The following is a 21613-nucleotide window of genomic DNA, read 5'->3' as shown; positions in this document are numbered from 1 at the left end:
AATAATCCTTTCCTATAAATATCATAATTTTTGATTATCTAAATAAACATCATTAATAACTCCACCGCCAAGACAAACTTCATCAACATAAAAAACAGAAGCTTGTCCTGGTGTAATTGCTTTTACTGTTGTTGCAAATTGCACAAGACATTTGTTATCATTTAAAACGGTTATTTTAACAGGAATATCTTTTTGACGATAACGAAACTTAGCTGTACAATTAAATTCTTTTTCACGGAAAGTATTAATTCAATTAACATCAGTAACAAGACAACTAGTTGAATATAGTCATTTTTCTTCGCTGCTTTTTGCAACATATAAAATATTTTTTTCAACATTTTTACCAGCAACAAAATATGGTTCACTCATACCACCTAAATTTAAACCACGCCGTTGACCAATTGTATAATACATCACCCCATTATGATGACCAACAACTTCTTTTGTTTCAATATCAACAATATTACCATCTTGATTTGGAATATAATTTTGTAAAAAAATTTTAAAATCACGTTCGCCAATAAAACAAATCCCTGTTGAATCTTTTTTATTAGCCGTGCTTAAATTTTGCGTCATTGCAATTTCTCTAACTTGTTTTTTTGTTAAATTTCCTAACGGAAAAAATGTTTTTGATAATTGTCCTTGGTTCAACTGACTTAAGAAATAAGTTTGATCTTTATCTCGGTCAATTCCCCGTAATAATTGATATTCTTGTAATTCTTCATTGAAACGTACACGCGCATAATGCCCCATTGCAATAAAATCAGCATGATAATTATTAATTGCATAGTTTAAAAAATAATTAAATTTAATATATTTATTACATAAAATATCTGGATTAGGAGTTCGCCCCTTTTGATATTCACTAATAAAATGTTTAAAAACATATTCTCAATATTCTTTAATAAAATCAGCACGGTGCAATGGCACTTGTAATGTTTTACTAACATTAACAGCATCATTATAATCAAGTTCTTGTGGACAAATCATATTATTAATTGCTTTATTCCCTAAAATATCATTATTTAATTGACTGTCCCAATTACGCATAAAAAGACCTTCAACATCATAACCTGCTTGTTGTAATAAATATAAACTAACTGAAGAATCAACTCCCCCAGATAATCCAACAACAACTTTTTTCATTGCACATCACTTCCTTTTTTAATAATAATTTAGTACTATTATTTTAACATTGAAAATTAAAAAACCCAAGATAAGAAATTGGTTTCCTATTGCTTAAAATAATTTCCTATATAATTTAAGATCTTTCTTTTTTACTTTTTAAAACTGCTGCTAACATCAAAATATTTGCTATCAATAAAAAACTATAACTAATAATTTGCATAATACTACTTGATCAATTTCCATTGTATCAATTTCATCATAAAATTGACTTGCTTTGTCCGGGCTAACGATTAAATTTACTCCTTCCACTATTTTTTTATTTTCATTTTGCTTAATATCAAACTTTTTATCATAAGTTTCTTCCTTATCACTTTTCGTTTGGATAGGAGTAACATTACCTGTTATTTTTTGCGAAATATTTGTTTTTTGACCTGGCATTTTATTATAACTTTGAGTAAAAAAACATCTTTTTTTGGTGATGAGTTCGGTAAAGTAAGTTTAGGAAAATGATTTGTTAAACCTAACTTTGATTTTATATTTTTTTTATTATCACTATTAGTTAATGATTACTTTAATTTTTCTTGATCTTTTTGAATTATTTTTTGAGCAACAGCACGAGCTTGTGCTTTGACTGTTGCATGGTCAACTTTAACTTCAGCAGGTTTATTATTAAACTGAACATCATTATTTTTATTATTAAAGTTTAATAAGTCATTTTTTTTTGTAATGGTTGGTGGTTCATATAAGTGTTCCTCATTATCCAATTGGATTTTTTCATCAAAAGTTGATTTAATTTTATTTAATCGGTGATGAAAACTTGTTTTCTCCTCTTGTAATTTTTCAGTTTGATGATGTAAAATTTTTAATGCATTTGGATTATCTAAATTTAAAATTATTTTCCGTGACTGTGCGAATGAATTTAAATCATTATTTTGATTCACATTTTGGTTCTTAGTGAAAAAATAATTATTTTTAAAAAAATGGCTATTTTCTTGTAGCAAAAAAGTTTCATCATTGTTTGAAATAAACTCTTGGGGCTCAATGTTCTGGTTATTATGAACACTTTGCTTAATTGGTTTTATTTTTAAAATTTTAATATCATTACTTTTCATTATCAACACCCATTTCAAAACAAATTCAGAACTAATACATATTAATTATATCGTAAAACAGCTAAAAAACAAAGGAAATATTGGACTTTTTTTGTAATGCCAAGTAAATATAAAAAGCAATTAAAATTTTAATTGCTTTTTATATTTATAAAATTATTTATTACAATTTCCTTACAAACTGCGTTCATTATCTGTTTTAACAGGCTCTAATTCTTCTAATGCATCAAAAAATTCATCATTATCATCAGATGATATATCATTATCAATCATTTGCTCACTATTTGAACGTGATGAGGAAACTGTACTAAATTCATTAAGAATGCCTTTAAATTTATTAGCAAGATCTTGATTTGAAGTTGAAAGACGTGACATCATTTTTACTATGTCAAAGTTATCTAAAATATTTTCAATTTGGCTAAAGTCAGGTTCTAAATACTGATATATATTATCTCTTTTGGCAATGTTCTTTATTTCTTCAAGCTTACGCTTTGCTTCTCTTTCAACTTGTTTATAATATATTTGAGCATTAATAACAATATCTTGTTGAAAATTAATTTTTTTTCTTTCTTCTTTTGTTCTTATGTCAAGTCATTTATTATAGTTAGTTCAATAATAATGTTTTTTTAATAACCAATTTTTTGCACTATTTCATTTTTTGCTAATTTTATCAGCAGTAAAATTTCATGCTGCTTTAGTTTTTTTACGCATTTTCTTACTCCATATTATCATTTTATATACTAAATATATTCTTCCTATATTTTCAATCATTTTTGCTAAGCAGCCCATAATATTAAGTATGCCCCTTTCATAATTGAAAATCATAAAATTAATATTTTATGATTTTCATTTTATTTTAAAACATTAACTATTTTAAAATAGAATTTTATATTTTTAATTTATGTTTTATTTACTCTTTTTATACTATATATTATTTAATTTAATTATTTTTTAAATGAAATAATTTATAATGATTTGTTAATAAAAACAATTAATTAAAGTCATTTATTTTAAAAAATATTAACCATTTTTTAAAATCATTTACAATATTAACTTTATCACATTAGTTTTAAATTAACAAACCTTTAATTTAAAAATCTTATTATTAATTAATATTGGACGTACATTTTGATAAATAAAAAAGACTAATGTTTGAATTAGTTAAGAAAAGTAGACTAACAAAAAATGACTAAAGGTTTAGGTTCCTGTATTCAACAGGACTTACATCACTGAATGTAATAGTTTAGCTACCACAGCATGGGTAAATAAAAATATTAAAAAAGGTCAAAACCTTTTTTTAACCTGGCGCTGCCCTATTTTCACCTTGCGGCTATTGTCGGCGTAATAGTGCTTAACTTCCGTGTTCGGAATGGGAACGGGTGTGTCCACTATGCCATAAGCACCAGATTATATCTGAGGGAAATTATCCGCTCAAAACTAGATAATAAACTGTCTAAAATTTGTAAATAAGCTCTCGCTTTTTTGAAGTCCTCGACCTATTAGTATTGGTTAGCTGAACACGTCGCCGTGCTTACACACCCAACCTATCAACCTTGTCGTCTTCAAGGGGTCTTACTCCATAAAGGATGGGAAATCTCATCTTAAAGTATGCTTCTCGCTTAGATGCCTTCAGCGATTATCATTTCCACACATAGCTACCCAGCTGTGCCACTGGCGTGACAACTGGAGCACCAGAGGTGTGTCCATCCCGGCCCTCTCGTACTAGGGACAGATCTCTTCAAATTTCCTACGCCCACAACAGATAGGGACCAAACTGTCTCACGACGTTCTGAACCCAGCTCGCGTACCGCTTTAATGGGCGAACAGCCCAACCCTTGGAACCAACTTCAGCTCCAGGATGCGATGAGCCGACATCGAGGTGCCAAACCTCCCCGTCGATGTGAACTCTTGGGGGAGATCAGCCTGTTATCCCCAGGGTAACTTTTATCCGTTGAGCGACGGCCCTTCCACACGGGACCGCCGGATCACTAAGCCCAGCTTTCGCTCCTGTTCGACTTGTAAGTCTCACAGTCAAGCACCCTTCTACCTTTGCGCTCTATGTATGATTTCCGACCATACTGAGGGTACCTTTGGGCGCCTCCGTTACATTTTAGGAGGCGACCGCCCCAGTCAAACTACCCACCTGACACTGTCTCTGATCTGGCTTACAGATCTAGGTTAGGATTCCGACATAACAAGGGTGGTATTCCAAGGATGACTCCACAACAACTAGCGTTACTGCTTCAAAGTCTCCCACCTATCCTATACATGCTATATCAAAACCCAATATCAAGCTATAGTAAAGCTCCATGGGGTCTTTCCGTCTAGTTGCGGGTAACCTGCATCTTCACAGGTACTAAAATTTCACCGAGTCTGCAGCCGAGACAGCGAAGGGATCATTACGCCTTTCGTGCGGGTCAGAACTTACCTGACAAGGAATTTCGCTACCTTAGGACCGTTATAGTTACGGCCGCCGTTCACTGGGGCTTCGGTTCAAAGCTTCGCTAATGCTAACTAATCCCCTTAACCTTCCAGCACTGGGCAGGCGTCACCCCCTATACGTCGTCTTACGACTTTGCAGAGAGCTGTGTTTTTGCTAAACAGTTGCCCCTTCCTCTTCACTGCGGCTCATATTGCTATGAGCACCCCTTCTCGCTAACTTACGGGGTTATTTTGCAGAGTTCCTTAGCTACAGTTATCTCGCTTGCCTTAGGATTCTCTCCTTGACCACGTGTGTTCGTTCTAGGTACAGGCACCATATAAATAGTGCTAGAAGCTTTTCTTGGAAGCATGGAGTCATATACTTCGCTACTAGGCGAACCGTTCGCTCCCCATCACACTTCAAGGTTATGCAAGGCGGATTTGCCAACCTTACCCTCTTTGTGCTTAGCCCGGAATCCAATAACCGGGATATACTATCCTTCTCCGTCACTCCATCGCTCTATATGGTGGTACAGGAATATCAACCTGTTGTCCATCGACTACGCCTTTCGGCCTCGCCTTAGGTCCTGACTAACCCTGGGTGGACGAACCTTGCCCAGGAAACCTTGGTCAAACGGCATGAGGGATTCTCACCCTCAAACGTTACTCATGCCGGCATTCTCACTTCTAACCAGTCCAGCAGTCCTCACGGTCTACCTTCATCCCTGTTAGAACGCTCCCCTACCGCCCTGTATATAAATATACAAAACCCATAGCTTCGGTATTATGCTTAGCCCCGGTACATTTTCGGCGCAAAGTTACTCGACTAGTGAGCTGTTACGCACTCTTTAAAGGGTGGCTGCTTCTAAGCCAACCTCCTAGCTGTCTAAGCGACTTCACATCCTTACACACTTAGCATAAATTTTGGGACCTTAGCTGATGATCTGGGCTGTTTCCCTTACGTGCATGGACCTTATCACCCATGTACTGACTGCCGAGTATACAAAATTGGCATTCGGAGTTTAATTGCATTCAGTACCCCTAGGTGGGGCCATCATACATTTAGTGCTCTACCTCCAACTTGCTAACCTCGACGCTAGCCCTAAAGCTATATCGGGGAGAACCAGCTATATCCAGGTTCGATTGGAATTTCACCCCTAGCCACAAGTCATCCGCGGTCTTTTCAACGAACGTCGGTTCGGTCCTCCATTAAGTTTTACCTCAACTTCAACCTGCTCATGGCTAGATCACCTGGTTTCGGGTCTATGACAACATACTAAACGCCCTATTAAGGCTCGCTTTCACTACGGCTCCGTATTTTCTACTTAACCTTGCATGCTATCATAACTCGCCGGCTCATTCTACAAAAGGCACGCCGTCACCCATTAACGGGCTCCGACTTCTTGTAGGCATATGGTTTCAGGTACTATTTCACTTCCCTCCCGGGGTGCTTTTCACCTTTCCCTCACGGTACTGGTTCACTATCGGTGAATAGGTAGTATTTAGCCTTACGCGGTGGTCCGCGTTGATTCCGACAAGATTTCACGTGTCTCGCCGTACTCAGGATTCCATTTCGAGTCTTGTCTATTTCGTATACGGGGCTATCACCCTCTACGGCATGGTTTCCCAACCATTTCTACTATAAACAAGTTTTGTAACTCTACTATTTATGGTCCTACAACCCCAGATAAATCTGGTTTGGGCTGTTCCCCGTTCGCTCGCCGCTACTAAGAGAATCGCATTCGCTTTCTTTTCCTCTAGGTACTAAGATGTTTCAATTCCCTAGGTATACCTTCACTATAACTATTTATTCATTATAGGATGATGAGAGATTAATCTCACCGGGTTTCCCCATTCGGACATGTCCGGATCAAAGCTTACTTCCAGCTCCCCGAACCTTATCGCAGGTAGTCACGTCCTTCATCGTCTCCTATTCCCAAGGCATTCACCATACGCCCTTTGTAACTTCAAAGTTTTATAAATTATTTGACCTGATTTTAAATCAGTTTTTTGAGAATCATTTACAAATATAACTGTGAAATTTTAGTTATTTTTTAAAAATAACAGAAATTTTGAATTATTGTTATTTTAATCATGTGATTAAAATAACTAGATGTCTATTATCCAGTTTTCAAAGAACAATTCCAATAACATTTACTTGTTATTTTCAGAGAAACTAATCTCTGAAAACTAAACATAACGGTCATTAAAACTAGTTAATTACTATAAAGTATTAACTCCATAGAAAGGAGGTGATCCATCCGCACGTTCTCGTACGGATACCTTGTTACGACTTCACCCTAATCATCAATCCTACCTTGGGCGGCTTCCTCCTTGCGGTTAGAATACCGACTTCTGGTATTATCAACTCTCATGGTGTGACGGGCGGTGTGTACAAGACCCGAGAACGTATTCACCGCGACATTGCTGATTCGCGATTACTAGCGATTCCGGCTTCATGAGGGCGAGTTGCAGCCCTCAATCCGAACTGAGATCGGCTTTTTCAGATTAGCTCCCTCTTACGAGATCGCAACTGTTTGTACCGACCATTGTAGCACGTGTGTAGCCCAAGATATAAGGGGCATGCTGATTTGACGTCATCCCCACCTTCCTCTAGCTTACACTAGCAGTCCTGTTAGAGTATCTCAACTTAATGGAGTAACTAACGGCAAGGGTTGCGCTCGTTACTGGACTTAACCAAACACCTCACGGCACGAGCTGACGACAACCATGCACCACCTGTCTCAATGTTAACCTCCACTGTATTTCTACAGCTTTGCACTGGATGTCAAGCCTTGGTAAGGTTCTTCGCGTTGCTTCGAATTAAACCACATGCTCCACCGCTTGTGCGGGTCCCCGTCAATTCCTTTGAGTTTCACTCTTGCGAGCATACTACTCAGGCGGAGTACTTAATGCGTTAGCTGCAGCACCGAACTTAGTCCGACACTTAGTACTCATCGTTTACGGCGTAGACTACTAGGGTATCTAATCCTATTTGCTCCCTACGCTTTCGTGCCTAAACGTCAGTGATAGGCCAGTCGACCGCCTTCGCCACTGGTGTTCCTCCATATATCTACGCATTTCACCGCTACACATGGAATTCCATCGACCTTTCCTACACTCTAGCTTAACAGTTTTCAAGGCGAACTGGAGTTGAGCTCCAGGATTTGACCCCAAACTTGTTAAACCGTCTGCGCACGCTTTACGCCCAATAAATCCGGATAACGCTTGCCACCTATGTATTACCGCGGCTGCTGGCACATAGTTAGCCGTGGCTTTCTGGTAAGGTACCGTCAAATAAGTATCATTTCCTATACTTACTGTTCTTCCCTTACAACAGACTTTTACAATCCGAAGACCGTCTTCAGTCACGCGGCATTGCTCCATCAGGCTTTCGCCCATTGTGAAAAATTCCCTACTGCTGCCTCCCGTAGGAGTTCGGGCCGTGTCTCAGTCCCGATGTGGCCGATCAACCTCTCAGTTCGGCTACGTATCATTGTCTTGGTAGGCCATTACCCCACCAACTAACTAATACGCCGCATCCTCATCCATTAGTGATCCAAACGGACCTTTTAACATTCTCTGATGCCAGAAAATGTCGTATGCGGTATTATCAGTCGTTTCCAACTGTTATCCCCCGCTAATGGGTAGATTAGATACGTGTTACTCACCCGTTCGCCACTGGGTGCAAGCACCCCGTTCGACTTGCATGTATTAGGCATGCCGCCAGCGTTCATCCTGAGCCAGGATCAAACTCTCATTAAAAAATATCGTTTTTGTTCCTAGCTTTAATGACGGATATTCATTGATTAAATGATTATCTTTTGTTGTTATGTTTAGTTTTCAAAGATCGTTATTGTGTCAGCAAAACACCTTTTAAATCATACAAAATTATGCGTTTATTGTCAATAACTTTTGACTCTTTTTTTCATATTTTTAGTATTTTTTTTGATAATGCAAGTAAGTATTTATTATGATTAAGTAATAAATTACTCCCAACTGACACCTTTATAATTATATAAAATCCTCATTTTTTTTGCAATCGTTTTTAGTAAAAATATTAATTTTTTTTACAAAAAACTAATTACTTAAAAAGAGCTTATTTTAGCCTTTTTTCATTGAAACTATTGTTTATTTACTACTAAATTTTAACTTTTTTATATAAAAAGCTATTTCAAAGGAAATGGCTAATTGGTATTAAGTTAATAATATTAATAATATTAGTTAAAACTGCTTAAATACGTAACACGGTCATCAATTATATCGTTATAATAATTTTCTTCATCAAAATTATTGGAACGAAATGATTGAATTCGCCCCTTGACGGCAATAATTGCTTTATCACGTAAACTAATATCTAAATCATCGATATTATTTGTTCATACTTTAACATTAACTAAATCACTGTCATAGTTACCATCTTTTTTTAAAAAGGTCGCTGAATCTTTAGTAAAAATTTCATTAGTTTTCGTTCTGCTTCTTTTTTATCATAAATAATTTCATAAGTTCCTTCTACTTGCCCAACCAGTATTACTTGATTCATTCTTTATCATCCTTTTTAAAAACAACCAATATAACTCAATACTTAAAAGAATTATAAAAAACTTTTTTCAAAAGTAAGAAAAAAATTCACAAAAAGCATTGTTATTTTTGTTTTAAAAAATCAACCCCTTTTTGAATTTCAACTTTAGATAAACCGGGATAATCTAATTGACGCATAATTTCATAACCAACAATTCCAACTGTATTAGCAACATTTAAACTACGAACTTTTTCTGACATTGGAATGCGAAAAGTTCGTGCTAAATGTTCTTTCAAAATTGCTGTTGGAATACCAGTTGATTCACGTCCAAATAAAATAAAAATTTTTTCATCCTTGGTAAAATCAATTGCACTATGTGGCTGTTGAGCATAACGAGTTGCACAATATAATTTAAGATTTGGATTTAATTGCAAAAAATGATTTCAATCATTATATGTTTCATAATCAGCAAAATCAACATAATTTGCACTACTACGAGTAATAAATCGTTCATCAAAAATAAATCCAAATGGTTCAATTAAATGTAATTTAGCATTAATTGCAACACAAGTTCGCATAATGGCTCCAACATTTTGTGCAATTTCTGGTTCAAATAAAATAATGTTAATTTTTTTTGTTGTTTTCATCTTTTCCTCCTAATCATCATTTTTTAAACATCTGAAAAGCCTTTGAACGATGTGAATACTTATTTTTTTCTATTATAGTTAATTCAGCATAAGTTTGGCCAATTTCAGGTAAGAAAAAAATGGCATCATAACCAAAAACATTAGTACCACTTGGTTCTTCAGTAATAAGGCCTTTTGTTACTCCACGAAAATATCTTGTTTCGTTTGTAATTGGATTAATATAACATAAAACACAAACTGCTTGTGCATCACGTTGTTCTAGTGATCGACATTTTTCAATTAATAAATTATTAATAATATTATTATCAGTAATTGGTTCTGCTCAACGGCGAGTATTAACACCAGGAAAATTTCCTAAACCAATAATTTCTAACCCAGAATCATCCGCTAATACTGGCTTATTTAACATTTTACTTAAATAATCAGCTTTTAAAAATGCATTTTCTTCAAAGGATGTTCCTGTTTCAGGAATTTCAGGCACAGGTGTTGTTAAATCTAATAATGATTTAACAATTATATTAATACCTTCAAACATTTCTTTAAATTCTCGTACTTTGTTCTTATTATTAGTAGCAATCCAAATTTCTTCCATTTTTTATTTCCCCGCTTTTCTTTACTATATATATTGTATAATAAAGTTAATAATATATATCATACAGAATGGAAGTCAGAAATATGATTAAATACCAAATTAAAGCAAAATTAAATTTAGGTATTACGAACCAAAATTATCAAAGTATTGATAATCTTTTTATCCGTTATAGTAGTCCTTTCACTAATTTATTCATTGATCATCAAAATGAAATTTTTGTTTTAGAACAAATTAAAAATAGTGATTTAACATTACCAATTGTTGATTATGGTTATGATGGTGAACATTTCTTTTTGGTTACACCATATTATCCAACTTTGCATTCCCTTAGTATGGTTAAGCTTACAAACCAAGTCCTAACCCAAGTTGCTACAATAATTAAACAATTATGAGAAACTAAAATTAATACAAATAATCAAATTAAAACATTTAATCCCAAACAATTTTTAATAACATTAAAATCGGCAATTTGTAAGCAATTGGTCAATTTAACAACATATGAAAAAAATCTTGATTATTCAAAATTGCAACCAACAGAACTTGTTTTATGCCATAATGACTTAAATAGTGGCAATTTAGTTTTTTTAAATCAAAAACTCTACTTAATTGATTTTGAATATGCAATGTTAAATGATAAATTTTTTGATATTGCTTCATTTGCTTCTGAAACATTAACAACAAAAGCTGAACAAACTTATTGATTTAATCTTTTTAATTTAACATCACAGCAACAAGAAAAAGTAGCAGCATGAATGTATTACCAAAACATTCTATGAATTTATTGAGCGAATTATATGTATGAACAAACAAAAGAAAAAATTTTCTTAACAATTATTGATTTAAAATTAACTAATTTACAAAAAAAATAATTAGGGTTCTTTTTTTGTTACTGCTGAATCAACCGGTGAATTATTGCTTTCTTTTTCATTGCTAACTGGTAATCCAGATTGTTTCCTATTTTTTTTCATTTGAAAATATCCACGAAGATTACGTATTCATACGGTTATAAATGTCCCAACAAAAATAGCACCTAAGAGAAAAAGAAATGATACTAAACAACGATATAAAATTTTATCTCATCCTCATCAATATCCAGTTAAGTAAATGCCATATAGCATTCAAGATAATGCAATTGTATAAGTAAACTGGTCAGCTTGATGAAAATGAAAATAAAACCCCAGACAAGTTAATAAAAAAACACTAAAAACCATTGTTAAACCAAAACCAATTCCAATTCCAACATCATAATGGTAAGTAAAACTTAAGTCAGGGGAAGTTAAAAAAAACAATAATAAAAATGGCCCTACTGCTTCAATAATTAAAAATAAAAAACTTTTTCAAAACACTGTTCGTGAAGCATGAAATTCTAAATCATGTTGCATTTCTGGTGGTAAATGTTCTCAATTACTAGTAGACTCTTTTTTATTATTGTTTTTAATGACTTTCATAAGAATCATTAACTCCTCTTTTGCACCTTACCTTTTTATTTTAACATAAAAAAATTGTTAAACTAACAATTAATATCATGGAGCAGGTGAAGGGAATCGAACCCTCACAGTCAGCTTGGAAGGCTGAAGTTCTACCATTAAACTACACCTGCATTTTAATTTTAAATTTTATCCTAAACTACAGTAATATATATACCACTGTCTTGACATAATGTCAATTTTATTTAAAAAAAATTGTCTTTATCTTGTGATAATTTCGTAATAGTTATCTAGCAAAAATTTCGCAATTATTTATATTATTAATTTGGTGATAACTATGGAAAGAAAATTAACAATGACAGAAAAGGCATCGTGTACGATGCCAGCTCATAAACCCAAATCAAATCATCCATGAACTGAAAGATATACTATGAAACAATTATCAATTAAATAAATTTACGAAATTTTAGCTAGATATTGACATTTTTTTTAAATAAAATAAATGGTACCCGAGACCGGACTTGAACCGGTACAGTTGTAAAACCGACGGATTTTAAGTCCGTTGCGTCTACCTATTCCGCCACTCGGGCATATATTTTTATAAATGGTCTCCTGTAAAGGACTTGAACCTTTGACCCACTGGTTAAAAGCCAGTTGCTCTACCGACTGAGCTAACAGGAGACAATGGCTGGGCTAGCTGGATTTGAACCAGCGCATGAAGGAGTCAAAGTCCTTTGCCTTACCGCTTGGCTATAGCCCAAAATATATATAAAGATGGTGGAGGGGGAGGGATTCGAACCCCCGAACCCGAAGGAGCTGAGTTACAGTCAGATGTGTTTGGCCACTTCACTACCCCTCCAAAGAATGGTGCTGGCTAGAAGAATCGAACTCCCAACCTACTGATTACAAGTCAGTTGCTCTACCTATTGAGCTAAGCCAGCAGAAATCATTAATGGTCGGGTGTAACGGACTTGAACCGCTGACCACCTGCTTGTAAGGCAGGCGCTCTCCCAACTGAGCTAACACCCGATGACACAATTTAAGTATTGTGTTGAAACCTTTTTAATTTTATATAAAACAATAATTTTTGTCAATTAAAATATTATTAATTTTATTTTTTTAAAAGATTATATTCTTTAAAGTAACTAATAAAAAATGGATTTTAGTGTTATAAAATCCATTTTAAAAATTTTATTAATACTGACGTTGCGTATGATCAGATGCTTTATATTGTGGAATGTTAATCATGTAACCATCTTCACGACGTCATAATCCTTTAATTACTTTTGTAATTAGATAAATCATAAAGATTGTTCCAATTAAAGTTGCTGTAAAGTTTAAAATATTAGCAAAAATTGATAATCCATTCTGTCCTTTTTGAAATATACGGCTAAATGCTTCAATTAGTTTTAGTAATGCCGTAATAATTTGAATCACTAACATTATTGTAACTAAAATAGTATAAATAGTTGAAACGAAACGTAATCATTTTCCATAAGAAGTTTCAGCCATCATATTAGCGACAACTTTATTACTATAAAAGCCAGGGACAAAAATTAAACTTAAAACACTAACAGCAGCTAAAACTCCCATCATAATGGCAAAATTTTGTTTTGAGTTTCCAACTCAAGTTTTATCTGTTGCTTTGTTGTAAAAAATCATAATTGCAACAATACTAGCAATAGCTGATACTAATCAAGCGGTTCCGAAATAACGCACAATCACAACACGGGCATTTTTTGTAGCTTTAACATCAGTATCTGGTAATCATGTTAATGCAAATGGTGCAAAAAAACCACCAAGTGATAATGATAATACCGCTAAACTTCATTTGTTTGCACATAATTCAGCATCAGTACTGCTAATTGCATAGCGGATTAAGCCAATATTACAAATTATTGTTGTAAAAAATGAAAAAATCACTATTAGTAAAAATATAACTTTACGACTTGTTAAATCTGCATATGAATCCATTAATCAAGTATTTGCAGCATTGATATCACCGGGAAAAGTCCCATTGTTATATCGGTCTAAATAATAAAAGTAAGCCCCTCCTGCTATTGTCATTCCAACAATACCTACAATACTTGATAGCACAATTCAAAATCTAGTAAAACCAAAATTTCTTGTCATCATTTGTATAATCACTATTCCTTTCTACAATTACATAATTAATTATATGCCGGTTTTAAGGTGATTACAAGATATTTTTTTATTTTTTGAATTATGTAAAATGAAGTGCAACAAATCAACTTTGAAAGGAGTTGATTTGTTGCACTTCGATTACAAAATGCATTTTTTAAAAAGAAAACTCGGGTTTTTCGCCTTATTTTATGGTACATTTAATAAGTGAGGTGAAATTAAAATAATGAAAGCATTTGATTATGAAGACATTCAATTAATTCCAGAATTATGTGTTGTCAATTCTCGAAAAGAATGTGATACAACTGTTAAATTAGGAAAACATACTTTTAATTTACCTGTCGTCCCTTCAAATATGGCAACGGTAGTTAATGAAGAATTATGTGAAAAATTAGCAGAAAAAAATTATTTTTACATTATGCATCGTTTTAACGTAGATCAAGTTAAGTTTATTAAACATATGAAAAGTAAAAACTTAGTTACATCAATTTCAGTTGGGGTTAAATCAGATGATGCTGCATTAATCGAAACATTAAAAAAAGAGCAATTAGTACCTGACTATATTACAATTGATATTGCTCACGGTCATGCTTTTAGTGTAAAAAAAATGATTGAACATATCCGTAAACATTTAGGTCATAAAACATTTATTATTGCAGGTAATGTTGGGACGCCAAAAGCTGTTCGTGATTTAGAGCAATGAGGCGCTGACGCAACAAAAGTTGGAATTGGACCGGGCAAAGTATGTATTACTAAATTAAAAACTGGTTTTGGTAATGGTGGATGACAATTATCTGCTGTTAAATGATGCAGTAAAGGTAGCTCAAAACCAATTATTGCTGATGGTGGATTACGGGTTAATGGTGATATTGCAAAATCAATCCGAATGGGCGTAACAATGTGCATGATTGGGAGTTTATTTGCTGCACACCAAGAATCACCTGGTAAACAAGTTGATAATAATGGTATTAAATATAAAGAATATTTTGGCTCAGCAAGTGAATATAATAAAGGTGAAAAACGTTATGTTGAAGGTAAAAAAGAATTAATTGAAATTCGTGGCAGCATTTTTGAAACATTACGTGAAATGACAGAAGATTTGCAATCATCAATTTCATATGCTGGAGGTAAAGATCTTTCGGCCATTAAAAAAGTTGATTATGTAATTTTAAAAGATATTAATTTTTAAAAAAAATCCCATTTAAAATGGGATTTTTTTTAACGAAAACTACGTGATTGTTCTTGTTTATAACGTCTTTTTTCTTTTTTGCTCATTCAGTGTTCACGTTTTCGGGCTTCTTTTCTTTTTACTGAAGAAGCCTTGTTAAATCGTTTTAACGCTTTGTCTAGCGGTTCTCCTGCTTTGACAACAACAGTAGCCATAATATTTCAACTCCTAAAACTATATAAATTAACAATATCATCTTATCACACTTTTTTTAACAAAACAAACTTTTCTGATTTTATGTATGCATAAAATTAAAATATTTATTGGGATGTAAATATTTAAATTAATCTCCTAATATTCATATCATAAATTACCTTAATAACATATTTTTATTCTTTTTTTAACCTTTGTTAAAATTTCATAATTATTATTACCAATTGCTAATTTTTCTTGGGCAACTGTTTTAATTTTTTGCGTTAAAAAAAGAAACCCTGCCATTGCTTGTTCATAATCTGTTATAACAATTTCTTGAAAAAGGTCTTTTTCAAGTGAATTAGTCAAGAAAAGTAGACTAATAAAAAATGACTAAAGGTTTAGGTTCCTGTATTCAACAGGACTTAGACCTTTTAATTTTGATTGTGGTCTAAAATTATTATAAAAATAAATATACTTAGGTAAATTACTTATAATTTATTTTGTAGTTCTCTTTTTTCTTGAAATTTGATTTAAAAATTCACTTTTCATTGTACCAAATCATGATTCAGTATGGGTATTATCATATGGATTACCTCGTTTAGACATTGATATTTTAATTCCTAAATAATTGCAAAGTCTTTGATAATTTTGATTTGTGTAATGAAATCCTTGATCAGATTGTAAAATTCATGTTTTAGGTTTACCAGCTTTTATTCAAGCATTAATAATATTTTTTAAAACAAAATTAGTACCTAAATTATTACTAATTTGATAGTCCAAAATTTGGTTATTATGAAAATCTTTGACAATTGATAAATAATAAGTTTTTTATTAGTTAGCAAATATGTAATATCGGTTCCTAGTTTTTGATTAAGTTAAGTAGTCCTAAAGTTTTGACTCAATAAATTTTCATATCGAAAAGGTCCAGATGAAAGTTTATATTTGAATTTTTTAATTCTTTGAACAGATTTTAGATTCAAATATTTCATATATCTATATACCATATGAGCTTTTAAAGATAAATTATAGATTTTATTAATTGAATTATGTAAAATGAAGTGCAACAAATCTTTATTAATTAAATAATATAATAAAAATTACAAAAATCAACCATAAATTTAAAAAAATTAAAAATATTTTAATTTTTCTTTTATTTTAAATACATTTAATCACACCAAAAAAAATATTTATTAAATTTTAATTAATAAATACATATTTTATTATTTTAATGACATATTTTTTATCAATTAATGTATATTTTTAAATATTTATTATTTATATATTTTGCAAAAAAAATATCTTTTGCACTTATTCAATTTAAACACGGTCGGAGTTTATCATTTATTACATTATTAACTACTCAATCAATTTGTTTTTGACTAACATTATTAAAATCAGTTCCGGGAGGAAATCATTTTCTAAACTCACCATTCATATTTTCAATTGAAGTTTTTTGACGAGGTTTACCAGCATCACAAAAATATACTTGTGTTTCAGCAAATATTTCCATTTCTCTTCACTTACTAAATTCTTTTCCTCTATCTGTTATTATTCCTTTTATTTTTCCAATTAAATTATTGTTTATAACAATATCTTTAAACTTTTTCTCAACGTCCCTAGCAGTATGATTTTCTAATTTTATTGCAAAATATTTTCTACTTGATTGTTCTACTAAAACTAAACAACTAGATAAATGTTCTTTTCCAACAACAGTAGCCATTTCAAATCATCCAACATTAGAAACTTTATTTTCAATATCTCAAATTGACTTAAAATCAGTTAATTTACCACGATTATCAAATTTTCCTTTTGTTTTATATTTTTTACCACGATGTCTCAAATTCTGTTTTAAAAAACCATAAAAACCTAAACGAATTCATTTATACAGTGTTTTAACACAAACGGGAAATTTAACACCAAATTTTAAAAAATAACGATAAATAAATTCTCTCGGAGAATCACGATATTTATTAAGTCTAATTTTCATAAAATTAATCTGTTCTTCCGTAAATTATACATGTTTTTTAGTAAACTTTGCAATTGACAATTCTGCATCAAACCGAATTGTATCAGTTAAGATAATCACATTAGTAATTGTTTTATTAATTACAAGGGCAATTAAAATTGGATTAACAACAGTTTTTTTGAACTGCTAATTCCATTTCATTTTGAAAACCTTTGGATACTGATGTTTGATAAGATAATAATTGATACATTTGATACTGGTATATCCTACTCACACCAAGTCCGGGTTGTTCTTGAAATTTTTCAAAGATAATTTCATCTTGACAATTAGCAAAATAATGATGAATACTTCTTGCAATTGGATGTGCTGATAATTTTTCTAAATTATAAATGTATTTGATATTTTCTTTATCTCCTAATAAATCATGAACAGTTAATTGACCATTAGTAATTGTTCCTGTTTTATCAAAAGCAATAGCATCAATTTTAGTAATCTTTTCAAATGCATCTGTAGTATTAAAATAACCCCTTCTTTTAAAGCTTTTCCAAACCCAACTGCAACTGCTAAGGGAGTTGCTAAACCTAATACACAAGGACAACTAATAACAATGACAGTAATGGCAATATCAATTGCTTTTGCGATATCATAAGGATGAAAAACAAAATATTGACATAAAAAGGTAATAATTGCAATAATTAAAATAAATGGTGTAAATCATTTTGCAATTTGATCAGCAATTCGTTGAATTCGCGGTTTTTGACTTTGAATTTCATCAACTTTTTGTAAAATATTTGCCAAAACAGTATCAGCACCAACTTTTTTTGCTTGACAATAAAATGGTTCTCCCATATTGACGGTTCCACCAATCACTTCATCACCAATTTGCTTTTCAATAATATTACTTTCACCAGTTAACATTGCTTCGTTTAAATATGCGATTCCTTTTGTAACAATTCCTTCAACTGGAATTTTTTCACCTTTTTTTATTAATAAAAGATCATTAACTTGGACATCTTTAGTATTAATAACATTGAATTATGTAAAATGAAGTGCAACAAATCTTTATTAATTAAATAATATAATAAAAATTACAAAAATCAACCATAAATTTAAAAAAATTAATTATTTTATCAATATTTAAACAAACTAAAAAATAATTTATTAATTTTAATTAATAAATACATATTTTATAATTTAATATACATTTTTAAATATTTATTGTTTATATATTCTGCAAAAACATTTCTTTTGAACTTATTCAATTTAAACACGGTCGAAGTTTATCATTTATAACATTAACTACTCAATCTATTTGTTTTTGACTAACTTTATTAAAATCAGTTCCCTTAGGAAATCAATGTCTTAATTCACTATTCATATATTCAATTAAAGGTTTTTGTTGTGGTGAACCAGCATCACAAAAATATACTTGTGTTTCAGAAAATATTTCCATTTCTCTTCATTTACTAAATTCTTTCCCTCTATCTGTTATTATTCCTTTTATTTTTCCAATTAAATTATTTTTTATAATAATATCTTTAAACTTTTTCTCAACTTCCCTAGCAGTATGATTTTCTAATTTTATTGCAAAATATTTTTTACTTAATTGTTCTACTAAAACTAAAATAGCAGATTTATGGTCTTTACCAACCACTGTATCCATTTCAAGTCATCCAACATTAGAAACTTTATTATCAATATCTCAAATTGACTTAAAATCAGTTAATTTACCACGATTATCAGATTTTCCTTTTCTTTTGTATTTTTTACCATGGTGTCGTAAATTCTGTTTTAAAAAACCATAAAAACCTAAACGAATTCATTTATACAATGTTTTAACACAAACGGGAAATTTAACTTTAAATTTTAAAAAATAACGATAAATAAGTTCTGATGGTGAATCATGATAAACATTAAATCTCAGATGAATAAAATTTAATTGTTCTTCTGTAAACTTAAATCTTTTATTATTCTTTTTTCTTTTCTCATAATACATTTTATCTGACTTATAAGCACTATATTCATCAATAGTTTTAAAACGCTTAATTTCTCGTAAAATAGTACTACGATGTCTATTCAAATATTTAGCAATTGCAGAAATATTCTGCTCACCATTCTTTTTTAAAAAAATTTTTGATAATAATAATTATTCTAATTTAACTTTATCCATAAAACTTAAATGACTATACATAACATTTATATACCTTTCATTAACTTATAAAATTAATATTTAATACGAATAATTGATATATAATTGATATGTGATAAAATCAATCATATATAAAAAAATAAAAAGGAGCAATATATATGAAAAAATGACTTAGCATAATAGGAGCAATCGGATTAACCGCAACAAGGACAACAACACTAATCAGTTGTAAAAAAGAAAATAATAATGAAAACGGTGGAGGGGATAATAAACCAGAACCACAATATAATCCACAACAACCACCAAAAGATAGTAATTGAAAATTAATTCCTAGGGTTAATGATGTTTTAGTACCACCCAAAATAATTGCTTCTACTTTGTTTCCCCACCTAAAAAAAGAGATTTAATTATCTCTTTTTTATTTTTGAGAATATATTTTATATAATTCAATATAAATTCGGTCTTTATTATCGCGAAAGATTTTATAAGCAAATAAAAGGGCAATAAAACCGTCAATTCGTTTGTTTTTTGATCTTTTAATTGGCATCATATTTTCTTTTTCTTCATCAATAAGAACATCAACATTATTAAAGTGTAATTTTAATAATGGGTTTTGATTAAAAACAAATTTATTGTCATCAAATTCTAATTTAAGGGCTTTTATAATTGGACTAATTGTTCTTACTCCAAATCTAATTAAATTATTTATAAGATAAAATCCTGCATTATCTAAATGTTGTTTTAAAAGATATGAGTTAAAAGTATCATATCCTATACCATAACAAATTAAATTATATTTTTTCATTATATTTATAATATAATTAACAATTTCACTAATGTTAATTTCTTCTCCTTTGCATAATGTTAATATTCCTTGTTCTTGGTAAAGTTTATATGGTATTTTATCTTCTGTTGTTTTTTCAATTATTCTTGCTTCTGGCATAAAAAATTGTGATAATAATATAAATTCATTTGTGTCTAAATTTGGGATTAAAAATACAACTGCACTTAGATCGTTTGTTTTTGATAAATCAATTCCAATAGTACAAATTCTATTTTTTATTAAGTATTCATTGGTATTAATAATTTTATTATTTTTAGTTTCTAAATCTAATCGACTAAAAAGGGCACTATCTAAATTGCTCTTTAAATTACAATGTTTAATTAAAAAATTTGGTTGTTGAGTTGGTGTAATTAATGCTTCTTGTCATTCGGCTTTAAAATTATCAATATATTTAGAAATACCCAAATTTGGATTAGCTTTATAAAGATTGTTAAAATTTTTTCATTCATTTCTTTCATCAAGTTCATAAATTCAAGGTAAAAATTTATTATCTTTTATTGTGTTTTCTAAAACTTTCTCAGCATAAGAATATCTTTCATCGAAAATATTTTCTCTAATAGATCCATTGGTTGTTATTAATAACATTAAATAATCTTTTCTTTTTGCGGTTGCTGTTCGCATAACATCATAAATGTCACGCTTTTCCATCATTGCTACTTCATCTAAAACAACAAAATAGGGGTTTAAACCATCTAATGTTTTTGTTTCTGATGATAGTGGTTGAAAAAAAGAATTATTATGTATAAACTCTATTTTATCTCGCTTAACTTTTAAAATTTTATTTAAGTTAGGATTAATAAAAATCATTCTTCGCATTTCTTCATAAACTCTTTTTGCTTGATCTCGTTTGGTTGCAATAGAATAAAGTTCGGCATTTGCTTCATTATCTAAAATTAAACTTTTTAAAGCGATTGCAGAAGCAAGGGCGGTTTTTCCATTTCCTCTTCCGACAATTAAGAGTGCTTCTTTAAATCTTCTTAAATTTGTTTTTTTATCATAAAAACCATATAATGCTTCTAAAAATGCTTTTTGCCATAATTCTAATTTAAAATTTTGTTTATTATATTCTCCAGTTGTATGAAAGCAAGATTTTTCAATAAAGCTAATTGTTTTATTTGCTTCTTTGTGATTAAAATAATAATCTTTATTTGATTTTAATTCTTTTACTAATGTGGAAACAATTTTTTTAATTTTTATTCCAACTTTATTTTTATTGGAGTTTTTATTTATTCATTCATAATATAGTTCTAAATTTGTTTTTTCATTATTTGCTTGCATTCTTATTTTTCCTCTGAATTATCAT

The 21613-nt window shown here is 30.7% G+C and carries 19 protein-coding genes, 7 tRNA genes, 3 rRNA genes and 1 pseudogene; 3 read left to right on the top strand and 27 right to left on the bottom strand.

The window, feature by feature from the left end:
* Positions 1-12: 12 nt before the first annotated feature.
* From mnmA to rdgB, 9 genes are all read right to left on the bottom strand, one after another.
* Positions 13-1146 (bottom strand): tRNA 2-thiouridine(34) synthase MnmA, encoded by a 1134-nt coding sequence (gene mnmA / locus SCITRI_RS02800; RefSeq protein WP_071937125.1) that lies wholly within the window; start codon positions 1144-1146, stop codon positions 13-15.
* A 168-nt stretch (positions 1147-1314) separates the two neighbouring features.
* Complete coding sequence (locus SCITRI_RS11230) at positions 1315-1566, bottom strand: hypothetical protein (RefSeq protein ID WP_237238055.1); 252 nt, start codon at positions 1564-1566, stop codon at positions 1315-1317.
* Between the two features lie 128 nt (positions 1567-1694).
* Positions 1695-2240, bottom strand: coding sequence for a hypothetical protein (locus SCITRI_RS11225; protein ID WP_237238054.1), 546 nt, complete (start codon positions 2238-2240; stop codon positions 1695-1697).
* A gap of 171 nt (positions 2241-2411) precedes the next feature.
* Positions 2412-2948, bottom strand: coding sequence for a hypothetical protein (locus tag SCITRI_RS02790; protein ID WP_071938053.1), 537 nt, complete (start codon positions 2946-2948; stop codon positions 2412-2414).
* Positions 2949-3537: 589 nt separating this feature from the next.
* Positions 3538-3644: ribosomal RNA gene (gene rrf, locus SCITRI_RS02785) — 5S ribosomal RNA — on the bottom strand.
* Between the two features lie 72 nt (positions 3645-3716).
* A 23S ribosomal RNA gene (locus tag SCITRI_RS02780) occupies positions 3717-6630 on the bottom strand.
* Between the two features lie 273 nt (positions 6631-6903).
* Positions 6904-8423 (bottom strand): 16S ribosomal RNA (locus tag SCITRI_RS02775).
* The 16S, 23S and 5S rRNA genes sit together here, the layout of an rRNA operon.
* Positions 8424-9302: 879 nt before the next feature.
* Positions 9303-9827: a tRNA (cytidine(34)-2'-O)-methyltransferase gene (locus SCITRI_RS02765; RefSeq protein ID WP_071937124.1), complete on the bottom strand. Its 525-nt coding sequence runs from the start codon at positions 9825-9827 to the stop codon at positions 9303-9305.
* Positions 9805-10419: an RdgB/HAM1 family non-canonical purine NTP pyrophosphatase gene (gene rdgB / locus SCITRI_RS02760; RefSeq protein ID WP_071937123.1), complete on the bottom strand. Its 615-nt coding sequence runs from the start codon at positions 10417-10419 to the stop codon at positions 9805-9807. The genes SCITRI_RS02765 and rdgB overlap by 23 nt, the downstream gene beginning before the upstream one ends.
* An 83-nt stretch (positions 10420-10502) precedes the next feature.
* Here rdgB and SCITRI_RS02755 point away from each other — a divergent pair, with 83 nt between their 5' ends.
* On the top strand, positions 10503-11288 hold the full coding sequence (locus tag SCITRI_RS02755; RefSeq protein ID WP_084566873.1) for a phosphotransferase: 786 nt from the start codon (positions 10503-10505) through the stop codon (positions 11286-11288).
* Here the strand turns inward: SCITRI_RS02755 and SCITRI_RS02750 are convergent, their stop codons facing one another.
* The 9 genes from SCITRI_RS02750 to SCITRI_RS02710 all read right to left on the bottom strand — a co-directional run bounded on the left by SCITRI_RS02750 (position 11289) and on the right by SCITRI_RS02710 (position 13994).
* Entirely contained in the window at positions 11289-11876 is a 588-nt protein-coding gene (locus tag SCITRI_RS02750; protein ID WP_237238053.1) for a DxFTY motif-containing membrane protein, read from the bottom strand.
* Between the two features lie 69 nt (positions 11877-11945).
* Positions 11946-12019, bottom strand: a tRNA-Gly gene (locus tag SCITRI_RS02745).
* Positions 12020-12349: 330 nt separating this feature from the next.
* A tRNA-Leu gene (locus SCITRI_RS02740) sits at positions 12350-12436 on the bottom strand.
* A gap of 15 nt (positions 12437-12451) precedes the next feature.
* Positions 12452-12527 (bottom strand) — tRNA-Lys (locus SCITRI_RS02735).
* A gap of 4 nt (positions 12528-12531) precedes the next feature.
* Positions 12532-12606 (bottom strand) — tRNA-Gln (locus SCITRI_RS02730).
* 15 nt (positions 12607-12621) lie between these two features.
* Positions 12622-12705, bottom strand: a tRNA-Tyr gene (locus tag SCITRI_RS02725).
* Positions 12706-12711: 6 nt separating this feature from the next.
* A tRNA-Thr gene (locus SCITRI_RS02720) sits at positions 12712-12787 on the bottom strand.
* Positions 12788-12799: 12 nt separating this feature from the next.
* Positions 12800-12875 (bottom strand) — tRNA-Val (locus SCITRI_RS02715).
* Positions 12876-13040: 165 nt separating this feature from the next.
* A complete protein-coding gene (locus tag SCITRI_RS02710; protein ID WP_237238052.1) occupies positions 13041-13994 on the bottom strand; it encodes a hypothetical protein in 954 nt (317 codons plus the stop codon).
* A gap of 220 nt (positions 13995-14214) precedes the next feature.
* On the opposite strand from SCITRI_RS02710, the gene SCITRI_RS02705 reads away from it, so the two are divergent.
* Positions 14215-15177 (top strand): GMP reductase, encoded by a 963-nt coding sequence (locus SCITRI_RS02705; RefSeq protein WP_071938051.1) that lies wholly within the window; start codon positions 14215-14217, stop codon positions 15175-15177.
* A 29-nt stretch (positions 15178-15206) separates the two neighbouring features.
* Here the strand turns inward: SCITRI_RS02705 and rpsU are convergent, their stop codons facing one another.
* The 8 genes and pseudogenes from rpsU to SCITRI_RS02675 all read right to left on the bottom strand — a co-directional run bounded on the left by rpsU (position 15207) and on the right by SCITRI_RS02675 (position 19463).
* Positions 15207-15371, bottom strand: coding sequence for a 30S ribosomal protein S21 (gene rpsU / locus SCITRI_RS02700; RefSeq protein WP_071937120.1), 165 nt, complete (start codon positions 15369-15371; stop codon positions 15207-15209).
* 160 nt (positions 15372-15531) lie between these two features.
* Positions 15532-15654, bottom strand: a complete 123-nt coding sequence (locus SCITRI_RS12105) for a hypothetical protein (protein WP_257785684.1) — start codon at positions 15652-15654, stop codon at positions 15532-15534.
* An 87-nt stretch (positions 15655-15741) separates the two neighbouring features.
* A complete protein-coding gene (locus SCITRI_RS11220; RefSeq protein WP_237238161.1) occupies positions 15742-15822 on the bottom strand; it encodes an IS3 family transposase in 81 nt (26 codons plus the stop codon).
* Positions 15823-15846: 24 nt separating this feature from the next.
* Positions 15847-16131, bottom strand: a complete 285-nt coding sequence (locus SCITRI_RS11215; protein WP_237238051.1) for a DDE-type integrase/transposase/recombinase — start codon at positions 16129-16131, stop codon at positions 15847-15849.
* A gap of 460 nt (positions 16132-16591) precedes the next feature.
* Positions 16592-17362 (bottom strand): annotated as a pseudogene (locus SCITRI_RS02685) (IS30 family transposase); the annotation flags it as partial.
* Between the two features lie 118 nt (positions 17363-17480).
* The gene (locus tag SCITRI_RS11210) at positions 17481-17753 is read right to left on the bottom strand and encodes a hypothetical protein (protein ID WP_237238160.1); all 273 of its coding nucleotides are present in this window, start codon (positions 17751-17753) and stop codon (positions 17481-17483) included.
* Positions 17750-18343 carry an HAD-IC family P-type ATPase gene (locus tag SCITRI_RS11205; protein WP_257785696.1) on the bottom strand — a complete coding sequence of 198 codons (594 nt, stop codon included), beginning with the start codon at positions 18341-18343 and terminating at the stop codon, positions 17750-17752. Before SCITRI_RS11205 ends, SCITRI_RS11210 begins: the two co-directional genes overlap by 4 nt.
* Before the next feature lie 196 nt (positions 18344-18539).
* Positions 18540-19463 (bottom strand): IS30 family transposase, encoded by a 924-nt coding sequence (locus tag SCITRI_RS02675; RefSeq protein ID WP_237238149.1) that lies wholly within the window; start codon positions 19461-19463, stop codon positions 18540-18542.
* Between the two features lie 161 nt (positions 19464-19624).
* Between SCITRI_RS02675 and SCITRI_RS02670 the strand changes: the two genes are divergently transcribed.
* The gene (locus tag SCITRI_RS02670) at positions 19625-19873 is read left to right on the top strand and encodes a lipoprotein (protein WP_071937118.1); all 249 of its coding nucleotides are present in this window, start codon (positions 19625-19627) and stop codon (positions 19871-19873) included.
* An 11-nt stretch (positions 19874-19884) separates the two neighbouring features.
* Here SCITRI_RS02670 and SCITRI_RS02665 read toward each other — a convergent pair whose 3' ends face one another.
* On the bottom strand, positions 19885-21588 hold the full coding sequence (locus tag SCITRI_RS02665; RefSeq protein ID WP_071937117.1) for a terminase large subunit: 1704 nt from the start codon (positions 21586-21588) through the stop codon (positions 19885-19887).
* Positions 21589-21613: the final 25 nt, after the last annotated feature.

The sequence above is a fragment of the Spiroplasma citri genome (genome assembly GCF_001886855.1).
Taxonomy (GTDB): domain Bacteria; phylum Bacillota_I; class Bacilli_A; order Mycoplasmatales; family Mycoplasmataceae; genus Spiroplasma; species Spiroplasma citri.
Note: the sequence above shows the minus strand (reverse complement) of the source record. Positions and strands in the feature narration are given on the sequence as shown.